Below are 22,321 nucleotides of genomic sequence, written 5' to 3' on the forward strand. Positions count from 1 at the left end.
TCTAATCAACAAAAGGTTTTGGGTGATTCAAGATTACTTGTGCAACTTCTGGTCTTAGAATAAATTCAGATGGTGCTTGTCCATTTTGAATCATCTCTCTTAATGCAGTTCCACTGATTTGCTCTTTGTCATCATTATCATGTGGACATGCTTTTGGAGTTGTGTATGTAAGACATTTTCTACAATAGAAGAACGGTGGGAAGAATACTGGAGCAATATCTAATTCAGGATAATCTGAAAATATCTCTTGTGCTGCAAATGGTTCATAGAACTTTCCAACACCTGCATGATCTCTACCGATAATTATGTGAGTACAACCATAGTTTTGTCTCATAATTGCATGATGAATTGCTTCTTTTGGTCCAGCGTATTTCATCTCAGTATGCAAAGTTCCAAGACGACATCTATTTTCTGGATAGTATTTTTCAATCATGGTTTCATAACATTTTACAATAACTTCATCAACAAAGTCACCAGACTTTTTCTTTCCAATAATTGGATTTACAAAAACACCATCTCTTGTAGTAATTGATGTCTTTTGTAACATCTCATGTGCCACATGTGGTGGATTTCTTGTTTGGAATGCACAGATGGTTTTCCATCCAGCTTGTGCAAATGCTTCTCTTGTTTGCTTTGGAGTTAGTCTGTATTTTCTAATCTCAGTGTCTTTAGGTCTTTGAATATAGTCAATCTTTCCTGAAACAAGGTAATCTTTCATAGACATTGTCTTTGCAACACCTGGATGAGAAGAATCAGTTGTTCCATAGATGCCTTGTGATGTTTTTTCTTTATCAAAAGTATAGACTTCTTCAACGTTTAACACTGCAACGCCTACACCTTGTGGATTTTTTAATAGAACTTTACCTGACTCTTTCATTTTAGAACCTGTTTGTTCATCGACATCTAGTACGATAGGAATAGTCCATGCCAGATCATTTGCAAGTCTTCCTCTTGATACAACACTCTCAAAGTCTTGTTGGCCTAAGAATCCCTCTAATGGACTAAAGATTCCATCTGCAATATTCTCTACATCATTTGCTAAGTCTTCTGAAATTGTAATTGAGAATAATCCAGTAGGATCAACATTTGTAATTCTGTTAACTAGTACTCCACCATGTGGTTTGATTGAATCGTTTTCTGACATACTAATCCTCATTTTTACGCTCTATATGAAGGCCACACTCTTTGTGTTCTCCTTGTTCCCACCACCATCTTCCTGCTCGAATATCCTCTCCAGGTTTTATTGGTCTGGTACAAGGTTCACATCCAATACTAGGATAGCCTTTGTCAAGAAGGCTATTGTATGGCAAGTCATGTTTTTTGATATGTTCTTGAATTTGATCCCATGTCCAATCAATTATTGGATTAATCTTTAGAATGTCACCATGTCCATGATCAATCTGAAACATTGTTACGTCTTCTCTGATTTTGGTTTGTTCTCGTCTTAGTCCAGTAATCCATCCATCAAGAGTATTCAACATTTTATTCATTGGATGTACTTTACGTATTTCACAACATAGTTTTCTATTTTCAACGCTTTCATAGAATAAGTTTAGTCCTTTTTCTTTTACCATATCTTCAACTTCTTTAGTATCAGGAAATAACACTTCAATTGTTATATTGTATTTTTTCCTCAACACATCCATGATGTCATATGTCTCTTGAGGTAATCTGCCAGTGTCCAAAGTAAAAAATCTAAACTCTGGATTAATTTTTAACATCATATCCATTACAACTGCGTCTTCAGCACCAAAGCTAGAAGCTTTTGCAACTTTAGGATGAAGATTATCTGATACCCATTGAAGAGCCTCTTCAGCTGTCTTTATCTTTGAATTAAGATCATCTACTTGTTCTTGGGTAAATCTAGTCACACATTCACTTGAAGTATTTGTTTTATATTGATTACCCGAAGTTTTGTCCTAAATTATAAACAAGTAGATTTTCAAGTAGAAAATATGGATGAGACATCATATGTTATAGTTTTTCCAACTATATTTTCAAAAAATAAGATACCACAATTAATTTCAAATGTTAAAAAAATACTCAAGATAAAAAATCAACAATTCATATCTGTAAAACGTGATGGAGATATCATCTTAGTAGATGCTAATGATCCAGTTTTTGCATCATCTGCAATCAATATGCTATTTGGAATAAAAGAAATTGCAATTGCAAGACAAATAAAAAATAATTATCAAGATATTGTTTCTGAAATTACCTCGATAGGAGGTAATTTACTATTAAAAGGTGAAAAATTTCTAGTCAAAGTTGAAGGGATCTCAAAAGGATTTCTTGTAAAAGATGTAGAGATTGCAGCAACTTCAAGTATTATTGAAAAAAAATCAAAGTTAGGTGCTCATCCAGGAACAGAGCAAGGATATGACAAATTATTGTATACGTATTTGACAAAGAATAATGCATACATCTGTATTTTTTCGGATAAAGGAAAAGGAGGAATACCATATCAATCACAAAATGAAAAAACAATTTGTGCAGTATATGATGAATTATCAGCAGTTTCTTGTTATGAAACCATAAAGCAAGGATATGATACAAAGGTAATAGTTTGTTATAGACAAAAATCAGAACTGATGAATCTAGCTAAAATACTAAATCAGATAATTCCAAGATTAGTTCAAGAGAAAATAGAGTTAGAATTCTTTCATCTAAAAATAAACCCAAATGGAATTAAAAATTATTTGACATATGTAAATTCAATTTTGGAGATAATGTTGCAATTCCCAAATAAGCGAGTCTCATTGGCTATATCACCACAGATATTTTCATCAGATTTTATAGATAATTCTCTAAAACTAGTATTTTCCAAAAATAAAATTCCACTTACTCCATTATCGGGTGTAGATACAAGTTTGTTTGATGAAGCAAAAGAGATTGGATTAGAGAGAAACATCAACAAGTTAGAAAAAATTGTGACTGGTAGTTCAAAAGAAATACCTGTTTTTGCAAGAAAAGAGGTAGAAAATGCGCTAAAAACAAAAAAAGCCATTTCCATTCAAGTAGGACCAAATAATGTACATGACATTTTAGATTCATTAGAAGAGAATCATTGAGAATTTAAACAGCATTTTTGTTGCAATATTGTGCTCAAAATAGGTGAATTCATCTACCCATGGGGAAGTGGTCATTATTCTAGAATGATGAGGCTAAACGAAGTTCTCGGTGACCATATAAAAGAAGAATTTGAGATTCATTTTTCAAGCAAAGATCATGTATATGAAAAATTATTGAAGAAATTTCCAAATGAAAAAGAAAAGATTCATGAAATTTTGATGCCAACTCCAATTGATGGAAAGTTTGGTCCAAGTGTTTCAATGTCATTAATGAATTTGTTATTGCCAATTTCAAAAAATCCACCTTTAGTTAGACAAATTGCAAATTATCTCAGAGAAGAAAGAAAGCTCTACAACAAGGAAAAATTTGATTTGGTAATCAATGATGGGGATATGGGATCAAATATTTTAGCGAAAAATAGAAACATACCAAGTTTATTTATAACAAATCAGTTTAGACCAAGATTGTACAATTCTAGATCATATCTATACCCATCATTGATATTTGTTGCAAAACAAATTCAAAAAGCATCAAAGATTCTTGTTGCAGATTCTCCACCACCTTATACAATGTGTGAATATAATCTAAATTTCATAAAAGAAGCTGAAGATAAAGTAACGTATGTTGGTCACTTTACAAATAGTAAAAAAATTAAGAAAGTAGAAAGTTCCGCTCTTGAAAAATTGGTTGAAAATAATGAATTTGGTTACTGGATGAGAACTGGAAATAAATCAACAAATGATGGAACTGGTCAGAGATATGAAGAAGTTTTTCAACAAGATGAAATGAAAAATGAAAAGAGGATTATTTCTCATGCAAGAAATGATCCAAAAATTGATTCAGTCATAGGAAAAGATGGAAAAAGATATTCCATTACTGATGCATTAGATAAAAAAATAGATTGGATTCAAATTGATATCGGATTTCTTTCAGAACAAGAAAAAGATACAGTATTGGATTCATGCAAGTATGCTGTAGTAAATGGTTCACATACCGTAATGGGAGAAATTATGGGTGGAAAATCAAAACCAATTATTGGAATTCCCATCTATGATGAGCACACAAACAACATCAAATGGGCCGAAGAGAAGAATTTGGGAATACTAGCCACAAAAACAAAACAGGTAATTGAAGGAATAGTGAAAATTAAAGAGAATTACGAGAATTTTGAAGAGAATTTAGATGAATTTTCAAAGAATTTTGTCCCAAATGGGGCTGAAAATTCAGCAAAAATTGCTGCTCAAACCTTAGAAGAAAAGAGATAATACATTATTTTTAGAATTTCGCTCATCTGGCACGCGGGATTTCGATGGGCGAACGGACCGAAAGGGATGATGAAAAAATCCGCGTGTCAGATGTTTATCGATCAATTAACAATGTGGGAACGCTTTTATGGAAAAAATTAAGCCAAATCATCAGTGCCTAACTGTCCAGAATGTACACATAGAGAGAAAAAAAAGATTCAAGAAAAATACGAGTCTGAAGTTCCTGAAGAAGAAAGAAGCAGAGAAGATCTTTTCAAATTATACGATGAAATTGACATTCCAATGAAAATGGATGAGAAGAATAGAAGAAATTTTGTATGTAAGCGATGCGGTCTTTATGCCACTAGAGAACAAGTTTCAGACATTAGATACAAACTCAACCAAAAAGAAAGAACACGTGATGATAAACATGACGACTATTTAGAATGGTGGTCAAAAAGCAAAAAAGAAAAAGCTGAAAACTAGCGTGAGTTATTATGGTAAAAAAGAAAAAAGAAGATGAAATTCCTGAATGGGTTACTGATGAAATTCAAAATGCAAAATTCAAGAAACCTGAAGAATTAAAAAAATCAGGATATATCCTCGAATTTTATTATGAAGATAACAAGATTGATGTTCAATTGTATGATGCTGTAGAAGATGGCAGACATATTGTAACAATGGACGTTCCAAAAAGTGTCAAGATGGATGACTTGTTAAAAGGAGAAGTCTATGAGTTTGTTTTTGACCAACACAAAGCACCACTAAGCAAAAAAGTTTCAGAATATTTAGAAAAAGAAAAAGAGATCGAAATGAATGCAATTTATCAATTTGAATTAAAATCACTTGAATTGTTAGATGTAGGCTCCAATGAAGCCGAAGATGATGATGCTGAAGAATAATTCAGGATTTCTGTACAGAATCTAATTGTTTTTTGAAAGACTTTCCAATTATAGGATTTATGAAATAAGGAAATGTATGTTTTAGCCAAACAGCACTTCTAACTACAGAAGGAACAATAATTTCTAGTCTAGAAGAATTTGCAGCTTTTAGAATTGCTTTTGCAACAGTTTTGGAACTAAGCGATGTTGGAGAATATTTTGGTATTTTTACAAAAGAAGGGTGATCAAAAAAGTCTGTCCTGACCATTATAGGACTAACAACTGTGATTCCAACTCCAGTGCCATTTAGTTCATGTTTAAGGCCCTCTGAGAATCCAAGCATAGCAGACTTTGATGCACAGTAAGATGCAATTCCTGGAAGGCCAAAGCTAGCAGCAACAGAAGCTACGTTGACTATATGACCTGATTTTTTCTCCAACATTGATGGGAGAAAATTTTTAATGCAATACATCATTCCAAAATAATTTGTCTCCATTTGAGATTCTATTTCATCAATGGACAAGTCTTTAACAGAACCATATATTGCAAAACCTGCATTATTTACCAGTACATCAATAGAATGAAATTTTTCTAAAACGATTTTTGACATTTCTTTTACTTGTTCTTTGTCAGATACATCACATTTACAAACAAGTGTCGACACGTTGAATTTTAGTAATTCATTCTCAAGTTCCTCGAGTTTTTCTTTTCTTCTTGCAACTAAAATTATGTTGGCACCAAGTTTTGCAAATTCTATTGCACTTTGTTTTCCAATTCCAGATGAAGCCCCAGTAATCAAAATTGTTTTATTTTTGAAATCCACAAATCAAAAAAAATGTTTTAAGATAAAGTGGTTTCTATGTGGCTTGAGGTTTTGAGATTCTACTCAAAGCCAACTTTACTAAAAGTAACCAAGTAATAGCAATTGGTACATAGTATGTTGCAATTCTCCAGCCTATTACTGCATCCCAGGCTAGACCCCCTTGAGAAACATCAAAGTCAAATGGATTTAGATTGTTAAGGTATGCTACAATTCCAAATTCGGCAAGACCAGAACCACCAATAGTTATTGGAAGATTTCCAATTGCATTTGCACCCATTACAGCCATAATAGAATCAAATGCATTGATAACATATCCTGTTCCCATTGCAATTATCATAAATGAAATTCCATAAAATGACCAAGATGCAAGTGAAAACAAAAATGACACAGTAAAAACTTTCTTTGATTCAGACGTTTTTAGATTTTCTCTACTCATAGTACATACTTCTTCCATCCAAGAGTTTGTTTGCTCGATGTATTTTACTCCTTTTTCTTTTCCAAATCTTTTTGCCAGACTTCCCAAAACTTTAGGAACTTGGAATGTACGTTTAGAAGACAAGAAGAAGAGTACCATCCATAAAGCAGTTACAGTAATGCTAGTTCCCAAAACTACTGCGGCAACAACATATGCTCCATTTAGTAGTGCGATTATTCCTGCCATTATAGATAGTAAACCAGCTGCAAATACTTCAGTAACAATATCCATAATTGCAATCCATGTTGATTTAGAAGGCTTTACTCCTTTTTTATGCAGATAATAGATTACAATGAATTCAGCACCAATAAACATTGGAGTTGTGAATTTGATGAATTCACTACCTACACGAACACCAGTTAATTTCAAAACAGAATCAAAATTACCAAGATATTTTCTTGTAATGTATGCAAATTTGACTCCTTGAAGACCTAATTTGATCATCATCGCTACGACGGCACCAACAAATGGAAAGAAACCGATTGCTAGAACATCTTCTAATTTGATATCAAATTGAATAGCTATAATCAAAATAGGAATTAAAGTAACAGGAATGGCTACTAGTCTCCAGTTCATTTGATGATTTCTTCGAGGGATCAAATATGAAAGTTGACAAAATTAGTTAAAGTAATTCTTTATGCCTGAAAACAGGCATGAATTTTGTGCTTAATTGAGGGTTTTTTGACGGTTTTGAAGCTCTTCTTTAATTTCATTAAATAAAGAATCCAATAATTCAAAATCTTTCAGATTTTTTTCTTCTAATAATTTTATAACCAATTCTTTGAGATGGGCTTCTTTTTCAAGAACACTTTGAATCATAATGAATGTATAATTTTGTTAGTTAAAGATCAGATGGAATTTTTTTGTGTTTTTTAGTGCCAAACTGGTATTTCATAGATCAAAAAATCAAGCTAGTTTGAAATATGAGCAAATAATGAATCAGACAGGATTGAAGACCATTTTTGTTTCTGGGACTGCTGGTTCAGGAAAATCATTACTATCATCAAAATTGTATGATTACTATACAAAGAATGGAGCATTTACATCCATTTTGAATTTAGACCCAGGAGTAGAGAATTTACCATACAGTTGTGATATTGATGTAAGAGATTTTGTAGATATTGTTTCTATCATGCAACAATATGATCTTGGTCCCAATGGCGCACTAGTTATGGCAGCTGATTTAATTGCATCAAAGATTGATGAGATTCAAAATGAAGTAAACAGAGTTAATCCAGATTACCTTATAGTTGATACTCCAGGACAAATTGAATTATTTGCATATCGTTCTAGTGGACGTTTTCTCATAGATAACATCACATCTGAAGAAAAAACAAGTATCTTTCTTTTTGATGGTGCTTTAATTACTACACCAGTAAATTTTGTTTCAATTGCACTTCTTGCAACATCAATTAGATTACGATTGAATTTACCCACAGTTAACGTACTAACAAAAACTGATCTTATTGGAGCAAATCTCAAAAAGATTCTACAGTGGTCAACTAGTTTGAATACGTTAGAAAATGCTATTGCAAAAGACGCTGATGGTGATACCTATGCTTTGACTACAAATATTTTGAGAGGGTTAAATCTTAGTGGATTTGCACAAGGATTAATTCCAATTTCAAATGTAACAGGTGAAGGATTTGTAAATCTAGAAGGAGCTCTAAGCAGAATTCTTAATTTGGGTGAGGAGGTAGAAGACTAGTGGTATCAAAAATTACAGTAAAAGCACCTTCTTCTACAGCAAATTTAGGTCCAGGATTTGATGTGTTTGGGTTGGCAATAGATGCATTTTATGATGAAGTAACCTTGACTAAAACTAAAAGCGGGATAACAATTGTAACCCAAGACAACATTCCAACAAATCCAGAAAACAATACTGCAGGATTAGTTGTAAAAAATATGAAAAAAAAATTCAAGATAAAAAATGGAATAGAAATTAAAATCAAAAAAGGAGTTCCTGCAGGGTTTGGAATGGGAAGTAGTGCCGCATCTGCAGCTGCTACTGCAGTAGCATTTGATAAGTTATTTGGATTAAAGTTGGATGGAAATTCTTTGGTAGAGTATGCAGGATATGGTGAAAAAGCTAGTGCAGGATCAGTTCATTACGACAATGTTGCAGCCTCTGTTTTGGGTGGATTTGTAATTGTAAAAACAAATCCATTACAAGTAACTAGAATCGAACCACCAACAAATCTTAGAATGTGCGTTGCTGTTCCAAAACTTGATGTACCAAAAAAGAAAACCAAAGTTTCTAGAGGAGTTATTCCAAAGAAAATAAAATTAACAGACAGTATTTTGAATTTATCAAATGCGTCAACTATTGTGGCAGGATTTTTGAAAAAAGATCCAGAATTAATTGGAAATTCAATTAAAGATGTAATTGTAGAACCTGCAAGACAACATATGATTCCAGGATTTGCTAAAGTCAAACAAAACGCTCTAAAAGCAGGTGCATTAGGCGTGACAATTAGTGGTGCAGGACCTTCAGTAATTGCATTTTCAAAGAGTTCTGCAGATTTAAAAAAAATTAGCTTAGCAATGTCAAAAGGATTTTCATCAGCAAACACAAAATGCCAAACAGTAATCTGTAAACCAAGTAAAGGCGCTGCAGATAAAAGAAAATAATTTGAAGAGTCATGAAAAAAGCTGTAGTTGTATTTAGTGGAGGGGTTGACTCTGTTTGTGCAGTATCATTTCTAAAATCAAAGTATGAGTTGTATGGAATTACATTTTCATATGGACAAAAAGCAAATATGGAAATTTCTGCTGCAAAATCTTTTGCAAAGAAACTAGGACTAAAACAACACAAGATTATAGATATTGGTTTTATGAAAGAATTGTATGGCGATTCTAATGTTTTGACGAGTTCCAAGAGAAAAATTCCGAGTAAATTCGAGTATTCAATAGTAGTACCAATTAGAAACGCAGTTTTTCTCTCAGTTGCATCTGCATGGGCATATACTCTAAATGCATCTCTAGTTGTGTATGGCGCACATACAGGAGACAAACATTATCCTGATTGCAGACCTATTTTTGCAAAGAAACTAGAAGCTGCATTCAACCAAGGTGAAATTGATGGAATTAATTCAAAATTAAGAAAGAAGATAGAGATTTGGTCTCCTTATAGAGAAGGATTATCAAAAAGTGATTTGCTAAGGAGGGGTAAAACAGTGCTAGGTGATTCTATCTTTAGAACATGGAGTTGTTATTCAAACAAAAAACTTCATTGTGGTGTTTGTGAGTCTTGTAATAACAGGAAAATTGCATTTGAAAAAGCAGGAATTTCAGATAAAACAAAATATCTAAAATAATTCTAATATCTGTTTTTTAGAATTTTCTTTTTTAGAACAAATCCTCTTATTCCAATATACCATGCTAAGAAGATCAATCCAGTGATTCCCCACCAGATGTAGTTCTGAATTTCAGGAGAAAGTTCTGTGAGAGTTCCAACAACTTCTCTTGCAACTAACATACAGATTGCAAGTACTATTGCAAATTCAATTGCGTACCAAGTAAAACTAGGCCACGATTCTTTTGGAATATGAGCAATTTTTCTTCCATCATCCATGATTTTTTTGAAATAGAATCGCTATTTAATTTTTCAGATGTTAAAAGGAGGAATCAGAAGCACGTTTTCTAATTAAGGTCATAATGCCTTCTTTTTCGTCTTTATTTTCATAAATTCCTCTAAATGCTGAGGAGGAGAGAGTTGCATCGTTTCTAACACCACGCATCTTCATACAAAGATGTTCTGCATCAGCTAAAACTACAACTCCTTTAACACCTTGAGAATATAGTTCATCTGCAATGTTCTTTGTTAATCGTTCTTGAATTTGTAGTCGTTTTGAGTATTTTTCTACCAATCTCACAAGTTTGGAGATTCCAAAAACTCTACCATTTGGAGAATATGCAATGTGAATTTTACCAAAGAATGGAAGCATATGATGCTCACACATGGAATAGAATTGAATATCACGTGCTACAACCACATCAGAATCTTCTGAGAATTGAACAGCTAATTCCGAATCAGAATCATATCCAGAGAAAATTTCTTTGTACATGTTTGCAATTCTTTCGGGAGTTTCTCTTAGACCCTCACGGGTAGGATCTTCGCCAACTTCAATTATCAACTCTCGGACAAGTTTCTTTACACGTTCTTCATCCATTTTGATGATTTGAGACGATTTTTCTAGTATTTGAACCTAATCTGATTATTAGGCTGGTGGTAACTATGGTGCACCAATGAATTTGTGTAATTGAGGAACAACTTTCACTTCATTATAGTGTGGAAAAACAACATCATACAAACTCAACAACAAATCTAGCGAAGGCTCTGCAACACCATATGTTGGTTGGATGATGAATCCATCAATATTATCTTTTGATACAATATCAAAGATTTGATTTACTAATTCTTGAAAATCACCAGGTTTGGTTTTAGAACTAACAACTACTTTGATGTAAGTTGTTTTCTTTGCACGCACAGATGATTCTAAACACTTCATAGTATGACCAATTAATTTCTCATAGTGTTGAGAGTCAACAAAATCTGAATCTTTTGTTTTGAATTCAATTTTTACAATATCAATAAAGGGCAAAACATGATTGAATCTATCAATATCAAAGCAGGATGATTCTAGATATGTTGGAATTTTTTTGTCTTGAATGTGTTTAGCAAGTAGTGCAACTGCTTGGTGTTGAATGAGTGGGTCACCACCTGTGAAATTTACTTTGTATGTTTGGTTTTTCAGATTAGAGTCAATTAGTTGATTTGCTTCTTCAATAGAATATTCTGTTCCAGAGTCAAGTGGAAGAGATTCCTTTGTATCACAGTAAAAACAAGTAAAAGGACAACCAGCTAGTCTTACAAAAAGTGTCTTTGTTCCATAAAGAATACCTTCTCCTTCTACAGATGTAAATATCTCAAATAGTCTGACTTTCAAGTAATAATGGTAATTTTTTTCATTATTTATTCAGTGAGTTTCTAATGCATCACAGGTTCTTTTGTGTAGAATAATCCACAGATAAAGAACACTATGCCTAGGATTCCAATTGTGCTTCCAATTAGTTCTACCTGATTTTGAAGATCTCCTTCCATAGGAGCCCATAACCATGCCATCAATGCACCAACTACAATCATTGGAATTCCTACTCCAACTGTAATTGCCTTAGATGCCATGCTCAATCCTGTTTGGAAAATGTATAATAAGTTTATGATAAATTTTAGAGATTTGAAAATTATTGGTTAAGATTGACTATGAGTTGTTTTGCAGTGATGATGTTATTTTGAGAATCATAGCTAATCACATAAAGTAATGCATATGAGCCATTAGGAAATGGTGTAACATCATGGATGGTCATATTATTACCAGTTGTAAATTCTACAACATTTGGAGTACAGCTAACACAGCCAACTTTGTAGTTTTTAGCTGAATTATCATTGTTCCAAGTAATCTTTACAGTTGCTGAATCACCATCATAGTTAGAGACGGAAGTTCTAACATCATCTAATGGCTCAGCAAATACTTCGTTTGTAGAAATGACACCTACTGCCAAAAGCAATAATGCCAGTAATGCTAAACTCTTCAATTTTCTTCCTCCAAATCGTTTCGTAATTTGACCATATTTAGAAGATCTTTTTTGTAGATTTCAACTACGCCTAGTCTTTCTAGTCTTTTGACTGCTCTCCACATGGTGGTTCTTGGTTGAAGGAACTTTTTTCTCAAATCACTTTCAAACACTTCACCACCATTCTCAGAAATGAATCTGACAATCTCTTTATCATCTTCTCTCATGTCAGGTCTAAGACTGAAAATTGTATCAGGATTTACTGAATCAGTTGTTGATTTTGGAGTGATTTGTATAACTTCGGTTTGCAATTGAGGTCTTGATTGTCTCTTTTTTGCTACAATTACTGAAGCGATTGCAGCTGCTGCAATTGGACCAACTATCAGACCAATAGTAACAGAATCAAATGAAGATTCTGATGTGGTTGTAGGGGTTTCGATTGGAGTGCTAAAGATATAATCAATTTTTGCAGGACCAACAGGGATTTCTAGTTTAATTTGGGAATCTAATTGCTCCATATTTTCAGGTAAGATATCCATTCCCACAATTACAGAATTTTCTGGCATTAATAGAGAGTATTTTGTAGGAGAATCAAATGAAAATGTCCAGACTCTGCCTTCCTTAGAAATTAGATCATGAATATCATAGTTAACGGTAATAGAAGAATAATCACTTGTTTGAATCATTACCTTGTCTTCAATAATATTTCCAGATAGAACAGTACCATCTTCTCCAAGTGCAACAAAATTATCAATAGATGGACCAAAAAGACTTAGTTCAAAGTTTGAAGAATCTACATCAATTTGAGATGAGATATTTGTAGAACCATCAGAATTTATGATTAGATCAAGAGTTCGAGTAGTGGCAAATGAGGTCTGCAAAGGCATCGTTAGTGCTACAACTAGCAATCCTGCAACGATAAGAGGTGCATTAACCATTGTATCGATGATATTATCAGTCCTTACAAAAAGCATTCCATCTTCTCGAGACTCTGTCCTATGAATTGGTACGATTTGGGGATTCATTGGCTAATACCTTAGGTTCATGCTCTCCACGAGTCCCTGAAATCTCTTGAATTCCTGGAAAAACTGAAGTCCTTTTTCAGTGATTTGAAAGACTCTATTTCTGTCGTTTTTGACAGACTCGACTAAGCCTGCTTCTACCAGTTTCTCACATTTGTCTAGTACTGCATAGTGAGATAGGTTGGCTTTGCGAGATATTGCAGATACAATGATTCCTTCACGACCGCCATCAGCAGTAACGTTTAGGATATCACCCATGATGCCCATTTCGGACCTGTATTGTTGTTTTGACATGGTATAGTATACAATCAATTAGTTATTGAGGAATGTTTTGAAACACTATAGCGGAACGCATAGCGGAACACCATTTTTACTCAAAAAATTGGCTGATTTTTGGCAAAATCATTGCGGGAGAGAAAATTCCTAGAAATTTTGTGCATGGTTTTTTGTCTAAAAAATACCCGTTTTCATGTAAAAAACTGACTTTTAGAAAATTTGAAGAAAAATGTCTTGATTTTGTAGATTTTGCAGAAATTTAGTATATAAAGAACAGAACAATTCCTATCCGTTCCTAATCTATCATTTTGAGGTATACCATTCATGGTAAAACCCCAAAACAGAACTATTGGTGTTATTGCTGTCCTTTTGATGCTTGGTGCATCTCCAATCACTGTAACCTACTCGTTTGCAGATGATACTGGAGTGTATGAGCCAAAAGGAAGTTCCAAAGATGAGGGATTAGGAGTAATCGTGACCGAAAAAATGGTTGATGGAAAGCTCAAAGTCCAACATTATGCCTTGCCATCAGATACTACAAAGGAAGACATGAAGAGAATTTTGTCTACCAAGGTATCAGGGTGGGCTATAATGAATAACAAGGCTTACAATGCTGGAATTACTCTCTTTGATGGAAAGGCAATAAAGGTCGGGCAAGACTTGTGGAAGATTTCAACTAGTGGAGTACTAAGTCTTGGAGAAAAAGAGTTTGACCTAGAATTAAGTGGAAAATCCAATGGTTCCCATGTAACTATGCATGGAACAGCCTCAGATGAGGATCTCAGTTACAAAGTTGTATTTTCTGGCAAGTTTTCAGAAAAAGAGAATGTTTTTGAAATTTTCTTTAATTCTGTAGTAAATCCTGAGATGGGTCAAAATATCAAATTTCTTCAGATTGGAACTACCAGTTTTGAAAAATCAGTTGATTCTAACCAAGAGTTCAGAAATTCAATTTCGGTGAGATAATTCACCACATTTTTCCTTTTTTTGAGTAAAAATCATTCACCTTGTCAGCTTTGGGATTCATAGTAACTTTTTATTCCCATTTTAGAAAGAAAATCATAAAATGTTTGATAAATTCAAGAAAGAAGAGGGCGAAGAAATGGTAGAAGAGAGACCTGATGAAAATACTGTACAAGGGACTTCAGAATCTACAGTTTCAGAGACTCCAAGTCAGATTGGAATTGGAGAATTAATGGGAAAACGCGCTCAGCTTGAAGAGGCAATTGATTATGTTGGTTTAATGATTAAGAATCTCAAAGACAAGCGAACTATACTTGAAAAAGACATTGAAGAGGAGTCAGTAGATATCAAGAATCTCAAAGAGAAACTCCAAAAGGTCAACGAGTACATTGAGGAAGAAAACAGGGGAATTTCAGAACTTGCTGAGAAGAGAAAGCAGGTCGAAGCCGAAGCTGATGAAGTAGGTACCATAATCAATAATTTACGGGAGAAACTATCAGGTGTTGATAGAATTATTGATGATGAAGGCAGTAGAGTCAGAAAAATAAAAGAATCTCGAGAATCATCAGAGTAGTTCTAGTTTACAATTAAAATTCTGTTTTCTACCAAAAATTCAATTCCTTTAACAAATTCATCTTCAGAAATTAATCCTTCTGACCACCAACTAGCAGTATTCTTTATCCAACCAGGAATTGGTGTTGGTAATCCAACTGCTTCTTCGATAGTATAATCAGGATAGTTATTATCAAACCATTCTTTGTATTGTTCTTCATTGTTGTATCTATCAATGTAATGTTGAGGATCTTTAGTTTCATCTACAAAGTTTGGTCTTGCTTTTTCCGAAGCTTGTTCTGGTAAATCTGGGATGTTTACAATTTTTTCTTTCATTAAATGTTGTATTCCTCCAACAAAGGTATCATCATCAATATTTCCCTCTGACCACCATTTTGCATTATTTTTTATCCATGTTGGAACTTTTTCTTTTTCCAGTTCTACTGTAGACTTCTCTGGTGAAGAATCTTGAGATATTACATGTACCTCTAATTCAATTGGCATTATCAGATCTTTCTTGTCTCCAAGATTATTCCATGCTCCAAAAATTAGCGTATGTTTTCCTTCTTTTTGCGGATTCCATGTTAAAGCAAGTGTAAAGTCTTGATCAGGATTAATTGATGCTGAAAAAGAATTCAACTCTATCAATTTATTGCCATCATCAACTAGAGCATAAAAGGTAAAATCTACAGGGGATGTTCCAGTATTCTTCAATACTGCAGATGGTTGATAGGAAAAAGGTACGCCATCAATTGGGGCGAGAATTTCATCTACAATATTGCCAAGACTATTAACAATTTTTGGTTCAGAAATTTCTAATTCAGTATTTTCTGCATAAGAAGCTACAGGGATCAAAATAAAGGATAGAATTAGTCCAAAGATTAGATAATTTTTCAACTTTGAACCTCACAACAGAGTGATATTTAGATTATCAGCCAAAATGGGAATTATTTGGATTTTGGTCCATTTTCCTTTGATTCTAATTTAGATAACTTCTCTTTTTCTTTCTGAGCTTTCTCAGCATCTCTTTGTTTTTGGTCAGCTTGTTGTTTTGCTAGTTTTTCAGCTTCTTGAGCAGCTTTCTTTGCATCTCTTTGTTTTTGGTCAGCTTGTTGTTTTGCTAGTTTTTCAGCTTCTTGAGCAGCTTTCTTTGCATCTCTTTGTTTTTGGTCAGCTTGTTGTTTTGCTAGTTTTTCAGCTTCTAGTTGAGATGTAGAATTAGGAGTACATTGACCTAGATAGTCATCATCATGATGCTCCAAGTGATGTCTTGCAGCATTTCCTGGGAGAGATAGAGTTGCTTTTCCGTTGTGACATACATCAACTTTCTCATTTGAGAATGTGATTTGTGGTGTAACAGGTGATGTTACGGTTGAAAATGAGTTAGAGGAAACATCATTTGTACAGTTACCTTTTGTATCACCATGATTAAGATGTGCAAGTAATGCATTTGTAGAAATTGTTATAGTGTTTTTACCTTTATGACAGATGGTTACCTTTTCATTATTTCCTGATGTCTCAGTTCTATGAAATGCTTCAAGTGTAGAAATTCTTTCTTCAAGTAAGGCATTTTCTTCTTTGAGTTGAGTTATTTCATTTTCTAATGCTAGAACTTTATCAAAAATTAATTGGATTTGCTCAAAAATTTCCTCAAATAGAGAGTCATTTGATTCCTCATCAACTTCAATTACAGATATTGTTACATTTGCAGAATTACTGATATCTTCTCCATCAGATGTCCAATAAGAAAATGTCGTATTTCCAACAAATCCTGCTAGAGGGGTAAACAAAACTTCAGATTCTTGGATTTCAACAAATCCTCTAATTTCTGATGGATCATTTTGTAAAAAGATATTCAATGAATCATTATCTACATCAAAATCATTTTCAAGAACATCTATACGAATAGGGACGTTTTGTTGAGTTTCAACATGATCATTTTGTGCAACAGGTGCATCATTAATTGGATTAACAAAAATTATTACGGTAGCTTCATTGCTGTTGTCAGTTCCATTATTTGCTACATAAGTAAATGAATCAGTATTAACAGAATTTTCATTTGGCTGATAAGTAAAATTACCATTATGATGGAATGTCAAAGTTCCAAAATTAACATCAGTTAGAAGAATTGCATTTAATGGTTCATTTGTGGTGTTGGTATCGTTTCCCAATATTCCAATAGGCTCAACAGTTAGAAGGGAATCCTCATCAACAGAGTAAAAGTCATCTTCTGCAATTGGAAATTCTTGAGCAAACGCAAAACTAGAGAATAAACCTCCTGAAATTAGTACAGTATACAAGAATATTCCTGGAACTTTTTGCATTATTGAAAAATCTCAAAATAGCATTTAACCAACAAGCAGAAAAGCTCAGTATCAATACAGAGTAATGGTTATAAGAAAAGATTTTGAAAAAAATAATTTATTTTTTCTAGTAAAATTTGGAGGAAGATTCTGTAGATGCAGTTGATTGTGTTGGAACTGATGGGAACATTTGTCCTGCAGAACTCTCAGCTACTGCTGCAGCTTCTTTGAGTATTGCATCAGATTCAGCGTTTGTAGATTCATCCATTCCAAATGCTGCATCACCTGAGAAACTCTCAGTCATAAATCCGCCTAACATTTCAGCCATTTGGCCAATTTCAGCTTCTGCTCCAGGCATCACTTTACCTAGTGATGATTTGAGATTCTTCATTAATCCCATTGTCGGCATGATAGCTACCACAGTATCTCCAAGATCACTAAATGTTGTTAATCGTAATTCAATTTGTTCAAGAGCAATTCTTGCACTGCTCATAATTTTGATAACTTTTCTAATTTCTGCTAGTTCATTTCCTAAAACTTTACTTGTTTGAGTATCATGTTTCTGAGTTGCTTCTACAATTCTTGCAAATAGTTGTCCGTCACGCTCTTGTAATCCAGATAACATTTTATCTAATTTTTGAATCTGTAATCGTAATCTTTTGACTCCTTCTTGAACTCGTGGTTTTAGAGCGCCTTTTGGCTTTACAGTATCACTAATTTTTTCACCTATGCTAGTAGTAGGTGGTTTTGTCCACTTGTTACTCAAATTAGCCATGATTTGGGTTTAAGAAAATGTACTTAATTTCAGGTGTAAAGAATGATTCACAGTGTGTGTAACTTCACTAACAAAGGCAAAATTCAATCCAAAAATCTATTTACCATTTTCCTAGGCATAACTCATGAGTGAACATTTTAGTTTTGATTTACCAGACAATTCCAAAGAGCTAACAGATAGAGAATATGTCAATTTAGTAAACCGAATTCGAGGTAATTTTCTTAGTTATGTTTCAGTGTTAGACTCAACACTTACTGTAATTATTTCAGATCTATTTTTGCGAGACAAGAACGACTTTGCATTATGGGCAAAAACAGTATTTGATGAGGATAGAACTGCATCTTTTGGAACAAAGATTGTTTGGATATCAAGAATAATGAAAAACCATCAAGATTTTCAAAAAGCAATTGATGAAAAAACTAGAGTAAAGATTCAACAAAAGCTAAATGAAATTAGGGAAATTAGAAATGATTTTGCACATAATTTTGCACATAACAAAAAGATAGAAGATAAAAATGTCAAAAATAGAATTATCAAATTGTATGATTTTGAAGAAGGAATGACTACTCCAAAATTATTCAAAATGGAAGAAATTATGGATTTGATAAATGATCCATGGATTTTAGAGCAGCTTGAAAAAATAGAAGTATTAACAAAAAAAATAAGAGAAAAATAGAAATTTATTTTTATAATGGAATTTCTAAAATGTTTTTGTGAATAAAAAAATCATCATCATTTCCATTATAGTGATTATAGGATTTTTTACAATATTATCGTTGGATTCATCTGAGAAAAAAGATAATGTTGTTTTTCATGTGACACTAGCAGATCCACAATTATATGAAAATGGTGAATATACAGAAAGTTTTGAGATTAAGAATGGTGAATATTATTTCAGATTTGTTCCAAATGGAAGTAGTCCTGAGATTTTATCCATATCAATAAAAGGAAAAGATTTTGGTTTTGATGAAGATTTTCAATTAAGAAATACATTACACCAAACTGGAATTTCAGAATATTACACATGGGAATATGATGGTACATCTTCTTTCAAAATACATCAATCAGATGAAGTCATGATTATTATCAATCCAAATGGAAATGTAATGGGTTCAGTATCTGTAGATATTTTACAAAATTAAGAGGCGTAATCCCCTTCATTGCAGAACTTTGAGAGATTCCCTCTCGTTGTCAAACGACCTTAGCGCCTGATTACCTTTATTGTTCTGCGGGGATACGCAATTTTAGTCGATAGGAATTATATCCATCGGCATTAATTATTATAGGAACTACAAGTATTTAAGATTTAATATAATAAATTACAAATAATTCTTTAATTATTAAAATATTTTATTCCTATTTCTTAAAAATCGATCTATAAATTACGAATTTTCATGTAAAAGCTATTGAGTTTATCAGGTAAAGTTGCCCTTGTAACTGGTGGAAGTAGAGGAATTGGATTTGCCACTGCAAAAGTTTTGTCAGATAATGGAGCCAGTGTAGTAATTACAGGAAAAGATCAAAAGCGATTAGAAAAATCAGCTTGTGAAATTTCTAATTCGTTTGCAATAGTAGCTGATGTTAGAAAAACAGACGATGTAAAAAATGCAATAAAAAAAACTGTAGAGAAATTTGGAAGGTTAGATATTCTTGTAAACAATGCAGGAGTGTTTCCAAGAATCAAAAAATTACATGAAATTGAAGAAGAAGAATGGAATGAGGTTTTAGACGTAAATCTTACAGGACCATACAGAGTTACAAAAGAGGCAATTCCTCATTTACAGAAAACATCTGGTTCAATAATTAACATTTCATCAGATGCTGGACTAAAAGCATATCAAGGATTTAATGCTGATGCATATTCTGCAACAAAGGCTGCATTAATTGTACTAACAAAATGTTGGGCACTTGAATATTCCAAAGATAAGATTAGAGTTAATTGCATTTGTCCTGGAGTAGTAGATACAGATATGACAAAACCATTTGTAAAAACTCAAAAAGATAGAGATTTTATGGATGCAGAACACCCATTAGGCAGAATTGGAAAACCTGAAGAAGTAGCAAAGGCGGCACTTTATTTTGCCTCAGATGATGCATCGTGGACTACAGGAGCAATTTTAGCAGTAGATGGAGGAGAATCTACAAAATAAATTCACATGAATTTAATAGCACCCAAACACAGTGAATTATGATGAAAGATAGGAAAGCAAAAGCAAAGTTGATTATATTATTAGGAATTATTTGGATAATTGTATCATTACCACTTCCTTGGATAATAAACAATCCACAAGTTTCAGAATCCCAATTTTTCACAATTCTCGGAATTATTGGAATTATTTCCATTCCATTTATTGCACTTGGAGTGGTATGGACATTAAAGCCAGAACTTACAACTTAGGAATACATTTTGAAAGACATACCAATTTCTGATAAGATTCCTGAATTAGATATTGCTATCAAGGCAGCATTAGGTGCTGGAAATACAATTTTAGAGATCTACAAAGGAGAATTTGAAGAGTTTACAAAAAAAGATGACTCCCCAATCACGGAAGCGGATCTAAAAAGTAATGAAATAATCAAAGGAATTCTGTCTCAAACAAAACACAAAATTCTATCTGAAGAAGATAATGATGATCAAACTAGGTTATCTGAGGACACAATCTGGATAGTTGACCCATTAGATGGCACTTCTGACTTTATTGATAAAACGGGTGAGTTTACCGTTATGATAGCACTTGTAAAAAACAAAAAGCCAATTCTTGGTGTAATAGGTTGGCCAACTGAAAAAACATTATTTGTTGCACAAGAAGGGAAGGGTGCATTTAGGTATTCAAATGAAGAATGGAGAAAAATTAGAGTAACTACAACTAAGGAGATTCCAAAATGTAGAACTGTGGGTTCAAGACATCATCTATCAGATAAAGAAAAAGCCTTTATCAAAAAATTGGGAATTGAAGATTTTACAAGTATAGGGAGTTCATTAAAAGTTGGAAAAATTGCATCAGGTGAAGCTGAAGCATACATTACAACTACAGACAAAATGAAAGAATGGGATTCAGCTGCATCACATTGTATAATTTCTGAGGCTGGAGGAAAAATGACAGATATGTTAGGAAATGAGATTTCATATAACAATAAGGAAGTTCACCACAAAAATGGAATTCTAGTTACAAATGGGATTATTCATCAAACAATAGTTGATGAATTTAAAAAATTAGAGTAGGTTTCTTGATTTAAGAAATTCCTTTACTTTGTTTGCACTATCATCAAGTGATTCATTTTCTGTATCAACTATGAGGTCTGCTTTTTCAGGAGCTTCATAAGGATCATCAATTCCTGTAAATCCTTTGATCTCTCCTTTTCTTGCTTTGGCATACATGCCTTTGACGTCTCTTTTCTCACATTCTTCTAGTGAACATTTGACGTAGCATTCTGCAAACTGATCACCTGCATCAATAATAGCTCTAGCATTTTCTCTATTCTCAAGATATGGTGAAACTAGAGATACTGCACTTGGAACACCATGTTTTAACAATAGTTTTGCCAAGTGTGCAACTTTTTTGTTATGTTCATCACGTCCTGCTTTGGAGAAATCTTTTGGAGAAAACCATTCTCTGAGTTCATCTCCATCAAGCATTGCCAAATTTGGAATATCTTTTTGCAAGTCTTTTACGATGGTAGTCTTTCCTGAACATGGAAGACCAGTCATCCAAAGAACAAAAGGTTTCATATTAAAAATTTCTAATTTGCCCATAAAGAGCTTACGTTAATTTTGAACCCAAGATTGATTTTCTAAATATTCAATCTCTTTAATCATATCTTCCAATTTTTTTGAAATTGTCATAACAGATCTGAATTGCTCATACATGTCAATCTCTTCTTCTTTTGACAAAACTTCAGCTTCTGCTTTATCAAAAAAATCTTCTTCCTTATTCATATGATCCATAAGATACACAGAATATGTCTTGAGATATCGAGCAACAGGTTCTCTTGCATCCTCACCTTCTTTCCATCTTTTAAGATGTTTTTTAATTTGTAATGCAATTCGTCTAGAAAATTCATGCTCAATTAACAAGCCTCTAATCTCTTGTTTTAGGTGATCATATGTTGCAACACATGGAAAATAGGAATCTTCTTCTCTAGAATAGTGAATAGAATCTAAAAATTCTTCAATAATTAATGTGATTTTATCAATATCAGAAAAAGGAATATCTTTTCCTGCATAAAGTTCTGTATAGCATTTTATGATGACTTTTTCTAATCTTCGTATTTGTTTATGATCTTCGCGTAATGTCTCAGTGCCACTCAATTAAGGAAATTATATCCTAGTTGATTTAATGTGTATCTAAAATTACAACTGA

General features: G+C 33.0%; 31 protein-coding genes. 14 read left to right on the forward strand and 17 right to left on the reverse strand.

What is annotated here, in order from left to right; all coding sequences use genetic code 11:
* Window position 1 precedes the first annotated feature (1 nt).
* Both sat and Nisw_RS04745 read right to left on the reverse strand, forming a co-directional pair.
* Complete coding sequence (gene sat / locus Nisw_RS04740) at window positions 2–1,144, reverse strand: sulfate adenylyltransferase (RefSeq protein WP_141976965.1); 1,143 nt, start codon at window positions 1,142–1,144, stop codon at window positions 2–4.
* 1 nt (window position 1,145) lies between these two features.
* Entirely contained in the window at window positions 1,146–1,871 is a 726-nt protein-coding gene (locus Nisw_RS04745; RefSeq protein ID WP_141976967.1) for a phosphoadenylyl-sulfate reductase, read from the reverse strand.
* An 84-nt stretch (window positions 1,872–1,955) separates the two neighbouring features.
* Between Nisw_RS04745 and Nisw_RS04750 the strand changes: the two genes are divergently transcribed.
* From Nisw_RS04750 to Nisw_RS04765, 4 genes are all read left to right on the forward strand, one after another.
* Window positions 1,956–3,071, forward strand: coding sequence for a thiamine biosynthesis protein (locus tag Nisw_RS04750; protein WP_141976969.1), 1,116 nt, complete (start codon window positions 1,956–1,958; stop codon window positions 3,069–3,071).
* A gap of 30 nt (window positions 3,072–3,101) precedes the next feature.
* A complete protein-coding gene (locus Nisw_RS04755) occupies window positions 3,102–4,337 on the forward strand; it encodes a glycosyltransferase (protein ID WP_141976971.1) in 1,236 nt (411 codons plus the stop codon).
* A 153-nt stretch (window positions 4,338–4,490) separates the two neighbouring features.
* Window positions 4,491–4,802: a hypothetical protein gene (locus Nisw_RS04760; protein ID WP_048071662.1), complete on the forward strand. Its 312-nt coding sequence runs from the start codon at window positions 4,491–4,493 to the stop codon at window positions 4,800–4,802.
* A gap of 11 nt (window positions 4,803–4,813) precedes the next feature.
* Complete coding sequence (locus Nisw_RS04765) at window positions 4,814–5,218, forward strand: hypothetical protein (RefSeq protein WP_141976973.1); 405 nt, start codon at window positions 4,814–4,816, stop codon at window positions 5,216–5,218.
* Between the two features lies 1 nt (window position 5,219).
* Here Nisw_RS04765 and Nisw_RS04770 read toward each other — a convergent pair whose 3' ends face one another.
* From Nisw_RS04770 to Nisw_RS09155, 3 genes are all read right to left on the reverse strand, one after another.
* Complete coding sequence (locus tag Nisw_RS04770) at window positions 5,220–6,020, reverse strand: SDR family oxidoreductase (RefSeq protein WP_141976975.1); 801 nt, start codon at window positions 6,018–6,020, stop codon at window positions 5,220–5,222.
* Window positions 6,021–6,054: 34 nt separating this feature from the next.
* The gene (locus Nisw_RS04775) at window positions 6,055–7,071 is read right to left on the reverse strand and encodes a lysylphosphatidylglycerol synthase transmembrane domain-containing protein (RefSeq protein ID WP_141976977.1); all 1,017 of its coding nucleotides are present in this window, start codon (window positions 7,069–7,071) and stop codon (window positions 6,055–6,057) included.
* Between the two features lie 90 nt (window positions 7,072–7,161).
* A complete protein-coding gene (locus Nisw_RS09155) occupies window positions 7,162–7,314 on the reverse strand; it encodes a hypothetical protein (RefSeq protein WP_185736576.1) in 153 nt (50 codons plus the stop codon).
* 130 nt (window positions 7,315–7,444) lie between these two features.
* On the opposite strand from Nisw_RS09155, the gene Nisw_RS04780 reads away from it, so the two are divergent.
* From Nisw_RS04780 to Nisw_RS04790, 3 genes are read left to right on the forward strand one after another with little or no spacing between them, the layout of a single operon-like run.
* On the forward strand, window positions 7,445–8,203 hold the full coding sequence (locus Nisw_RS04780) for an ATP/GTP-binding protein (RefSeq protein WP_185736684.1): 759 nt from the start codon (window positions 7,445–7,447) through the stop codon (window positions 8,201–8,203).
* Window positions 8,203–9,126: a homoserine kinase gene (locus Nisw_RS04785; protein ID WP_141976981.1), complete on the forward strand. Its 924-nt coding sequence runs from the start codon at window positions 8,203–8,205 to the stop codon at window positions 9,124–9,126. The genes Nisw_RS04780 and Nisw_RS04785 overlap by 1 nt, the downstream gene beginning before the upstream one ends.
* Window positions 9,127–9,137: 11 nt before the next feature.
* A complete protein-coding gene (locus Nisw_RS04790) occupies window positions 9,138–9,812 on the forward strand; it encodes a 7-cyano-7-deazaguanine synthase (RefSeq protein ID WP_141976983.1) in 675 nt (224 codons plus the stop codon).
* Between the two features lie 2 nt (window positions 9,813–9,814).
* On the opposite strand, the gene Nisw_RS04795 is transcribed toward Nisw_RS04790, so the two are convergent.
* The 7 genes from Nisw_RS04795 to Nisw_RS04825 all read right to left on the reverse strand — a co-directional run bounded on the left by Nisw_RS04795 (window position 9,815) and on the right by Nisw_RS04825 (window position 13,385).
* Window positions 9,815–10,069, reverse strand: a complete 255-nt coding sequence (locus tag Nisw_RS04795; RefSeq protein ID WP_141976984.1) for a hypothetical protein — start codon at window positions 10,067–10,069, stop codon at window positions 9,815–9,817.
* A gap of 40 nt (window positions 10,070–10,109) precedes the next feature.
* Entirely contained in the window at window positions 10,110–10,667 is a 558-nt protein-coding gene (gene folE, locus Nisw_RS04800; protein WP_141976986.1) for a GTP cyclohydrolase I FolE, read from the reverse strand.
* A 63-nt stretch (window positions 10,668–10,730) separates the two neighbouring features.
* The gene (locus tag Nisw_RS04805; RefSeq protein WP_141976988.1) at window positions 10,731–11,444 is read right to left on the reverse strand and encodes a 7-carboxy-7-deazaguanine synthase QueE; all 714 of its coding nucleotides are present in this window, start codon (window positions 11,442–11,444) and stop codon (window positions 10,731–10,733) included.
* A 41-nt stretch (window positions 11,445–11,485) separates the two neighbouring features.
* A complete protein-coding gene (locus Nisw_RS04810) occupies window positions 11,486–11,680 on the reverse strand; it encodes a hypothetical protein (RefSeq protein ID WP_141976990.1) in 195 nt (64 codons plus the stop codon).
* A 59-nt stretch (window positions 11,681–11,739) separates the two neighbouring features.
* Complete coding sequence (locus tag Nisw_RS04815; protein ID WP_141976992.1) at window positions 11,740–12,090, reverse strand: hypothetical protein; 351 nt, start codon at window positions 12,088–12,090, stop codon at window positions 11,740–11,742.
* Window positions 12,087–13,094 carry a MarR family transcriptional regulator gene (locus Nisw_RS04820; RefSeq protein WP_141976994.1) on the reverse strand — a complete coding sequence of 336 codons (1,008 nt, stop codon included), beginning with the start codon at window positions 13,092–13,094 and terminating at the stop codon, window positions 12,087–12,089. The genes Nisw_RS04815 and Nisw_RS04820 overlap by 4 nt, the downstream gene beginning before the upstream one ends.
* Before the next feature lie 3 nt (window positions 13,095–13,097).
* Window positions 13,098–13,385, reverse strand: a complete 288-nt coding sequence (locus Nisw_RS04825) for a winged helix-turn-helix domain-containing protein (protein WP_014964168.1) — start codon at window positions 13,383–13,385, stop codon at window positions 13,098–13,100.
* 306 nt (window positions 13,386–13,691) lie between these two features.
* Between Nisw_RS04825 and Nisw_RS04830 the strand changes: the two genes are divergently transcribed.
* Complete coding sequence (locus Nisw_RS04830) at window positions 13,692–14,333, forward strand: hypothetical protein (RefSeq protein WP_141976996.1); 642 nt, start codon at window positions 13,692–13,694, stop codon at window positions 14,331–14,333.
* Between the two features lie 100 nt (window positions 14,334–14,433).
* Complete coding sequence (locus Nisw_RS04835; protein WP_141976998.1) at window positions 14,434–14,904, forward strand: transcriptional regulator; 471 nt, start codon at window positions 14,434–14,436, stop codon at window positions 14,902–14,904.
* Between the two features lie 2 nt (window positions 14,905–14,906).
* On the opposite strand, the gene Nisw_RS04840 is transcribed toward Nisw_RS04835, so the two are convergent.
* The 3 genes from Nisw_RS04840 to Nisw_RS04850 form a co-directional block, all read right to left on the reverse strand.
* Entirely contained in the window at window positions 14,907–15,779 is an 873-nt protein-coding gene (locus Nisw_RS04840; protein WP_141977000.1) for a hypothetical protein, read from the reverse strand.
* Between the two features lie 50 nt (window positions 15,780–15,829).
* Entirely contained in the window at window positions 15,830–17,206 is a 1,377-nt protein-coding gene (locus tag Nisw_RS04845) for an Ig-like domain-containing protein (RefSeq protein WP_141977002.1), read from the reverse strand.
* 106 nt (window positions 17,207–17,312) lie between these two features.
* A complete protein-coding gene (locus tag Nisw_RS04850) occupies window positions 17,313–17,960 on the reverse strand; it encodes a Snf7 family protein (RefSeq protein ID WP_141977004.1) in 648 nt (215 codons plus the stop codon).
* Between the two features lie 124 nt (window positions 17,961–18,084).
* Here Nisw_RS04850 and Nisw_RS04855 point away from each other — a divergent pair, with 124 nt between their 5' ends.
* The 5 genes from Nisw_RS04855 to Nisw_RS04875 all read left to right on the forward strand — a co-directional run bounded on the left by Nisw_RS04855 (window position 18,085) and on the right by Nisw_RS04875 (window position 21,183).
* On the forward strand, window positions 18,085–18,636 hold the full coding sequence (locus tag Nisw_RS04855) for a hypothetical protein (RefSeq protein WP_141977006.1): 552 nt from the start codon (window positions 18,085–18,087) through the stop codon (window positions 18,634–18,636).
* Window positions 18,637–18,673: 37 nt separating this feature from the next.
* Window positions 18,674–19,102 (forward strand): hypothetical protein, encoded by a 429-nt coding sequence (locus Nisw_RS04860; RefSeq protein WP_141977008.1) that lies wholly within the window; start codon window positions 18,674–18,676, stop codon window positions 19,100–19,102.
* Between the two features lie 264 nt (window positions 19,103–19,366).
* Entirely contained in the window at window positions 19,367–20,110 is a 744-nt protein-coding gene (locus Nisw_RS04865) for an SDR family NAD(P)-dependent oxidoreductase (protein ID WP_141977010.1), read from the forward strand.
* A 41-nt stretch (window positions 20,111–20,151) separates the two neighbouring features.
* Complete coding sequence (locus Nisw_RS04870; RefSeq protein ID WP_141977012.1) at window positions 20,152–20,358, forward strand: hypothetical protein; 207 nt, start codon at window positions 20,152–20,154, stop codon at window positions 20,356–20,358.
* A gap of 9 nt (window positions 20,359–20,367) precedes the next feature.
* Window positions 20,368–21,183, forward strand: coding sequence for a 3'(2'),5'-bisphosphate nucleotidase CysQ (locus Nisw_RS04875; protein ID WP_141977014.1), 816 nt, complete (start codon window positions 20,368–20,370; stop codon window positions 21,181–21,183).
* On the opposite strand, the gene cysC is transcribed toward Nisw_RS04875, so the two are convergent.
* Together cysC and Nisw_RS04885 are read right to left on the reverse strand one after the other, a co-directional pair.
* Window positions 21,175–21,690, reverse strand: coding sequence for an adenylyl-sulfate kinase (gene cysC, locus Nisw_RS04880; RefSeq protein WP_141977016.1), 516 nt, complete (start codon window positions 21,688–21,690; stop codon window positions 21,175–21,177). The genes Nisw_RS04875 and cysC overlap by 9 nt on opposite strands.
* Before the next feature lie 36 nt (window positions 21,691–21,726).
* The gene (locus Nisw_RS04885) at window positions 21,727–22,269 is read right to left on the reverse strand and encodes a hemerythrin domain-containing protein (RefSeq protein WP_141977018.1); all 543 of its coding nucleotides are present in this window, start codon (window positions 22,267–22,269) and stop codon (window positions 21,727–21,729) included.
* Window positions 22,270–22,321 lie beyond the last annotated feature (52 nt).

The organism is Candidatus Nitrosopumilus sp. SW (genome assembly GCF_006740685.1).
GTDB lineage: Archaea > Thermoproteota > Nitrososphaeria > Nitrososphaerales > Nitrosopumilaceae > Nitrosopumilus.

What these genes read in the sequence shown, in the direction of transcription:
- sat (WP_141976965.1), bottom strand. Translation starts at nt 1,144, where the DNA reads ATGTCAGAAAACGATTCAATCAAACCACATGGTGGAGTACTAGTTAAC.
- Nisw_RS04750 (WP_141976969.1), top strand. Translation starts at nt 1,956, where the DNA reads ATGGATGAGACATCATATGTTATAGTTTTTCCAACTATATTTTCAAAA.
- Nisw_RS04765 (WP_141976973.1), top strand. Translation starts at nt 4,814, where the DNA reads ATGGTAAAAAAGAAAAAAGAAGATGAAATTCCTGAATGGGTTACTGAT.
- Nisw_RS04775 (WP_141976977.1), bottom strand. Translation starts at nt 7,071, where the DNA reads ATGAACTGGAGACTAGTAGCCATTCCTGTTACTTTAATTCCTATTTTG.
- Nisw_RS09155 (WP_185736576.1), bottom strand. Translation starts at nt 7,314, where the DNA reads ATGATTCAAAGTGTTCTTGAAAAAGAAGCCCATCTCAAAGAATTGGTT.
- Nisw_RS04790 (WP_141976983.1), top strand. Translation starts at nt 9,138, where the DNA reads ATGAAAAAAGCTGTAGTTGTATTTAGTGGAGGGGTTGACTCTGTTTGT.
- Nisw_RS04795 (WP_141976984.1), bottom strand. Translation starts at nt 10,069, where the DNA reads ATGGATGATGGAAGAAAAATTGCTCATATTCCAAAAGAATCGTGGCCT.
- folE (WP_141976986.1), bottom strand. Translation starts at nt 10,667, where the DNA reads ATGGATGAAGAACGTGTAAAGAAACTTGTCCGAGAGTTGATAATTGAA.
- Nisw_RS04810 (WP_141976990.1), bottom strand. Translation starts at nt 11,680, where the DNA reads ATGGCATCTAAGGCAATTACAGTTGGAGTAGGAATTCCAATGATTGTA.
- Nisw_RS04820 (WP_141976994.1), bottom strand. Translation starts at nt 13,094, where the DNA reads ATGAATCCCCAAATCGTACCAATTCATAGGACAGAGTCTCGAGAAGAT.
- Nisw_RS04825 (WP_014964168.1), bottom strand. Translation starts at nt 13,385, where the DNA reads ATGTCAAAACAACAATACAGGTCCGAAATGGGCATCATGGGTGATATC.
- Nisw_RS04830 (WP_141976996.1), top strand. Translation starts at nt 13,692, where the DNA reads ATGGTAAAACCCCAAAACAGAACTATTGGTGTTATTGCTGTCCTTTTG.
- Nisw_RS04835 (WP_141976998.1), top strand. Translation starts at nt 14,434, where the DNA reads ATGTTTGATAAATTCAAGAAAGAAGAGGGCGAAGAAATGGTAGAAGAG.
- Nisw_RS04845 (WP_141977002.1), bottom strand. Translation starts at nt 17,206, where the DNA reads ATGCAAAAAGTTCCAGGAATATTCTTGTATACTGTACTAATTTCAGGA.
- Nisw_RS04850 (WP_141977004.1), bottom strand. Translation starts at nt 17,960, where the DNA reads ATGGCTAATTTGAGTAACAAGTGGACAAAACCACCTACTACTAGCATA.
- Nisw_RS04855 (WP_141977006.1), top strand. Translation starts at nt 18,085, where the DNA reads ATGAGTGAACATTTTAGTTTTGATTTACCAGACAATTCCAAAGAGCTA.
- Nisw_RS04870 (WP_141977012.1), top strand. Translation starts at nt 20,152, where the DNA reads ATGAAAGATAGGAAAGCAAAAGCAAAGTTGATTATATTATTAGGAATT.
- cysC (WP_141977016.1), bottom strand. Translation starts at nt 21,690, where the DNA reads ATGAAACCTTTTGTTCTTTGGATGACTGGTCTTCCATGTTCAGGAAAG.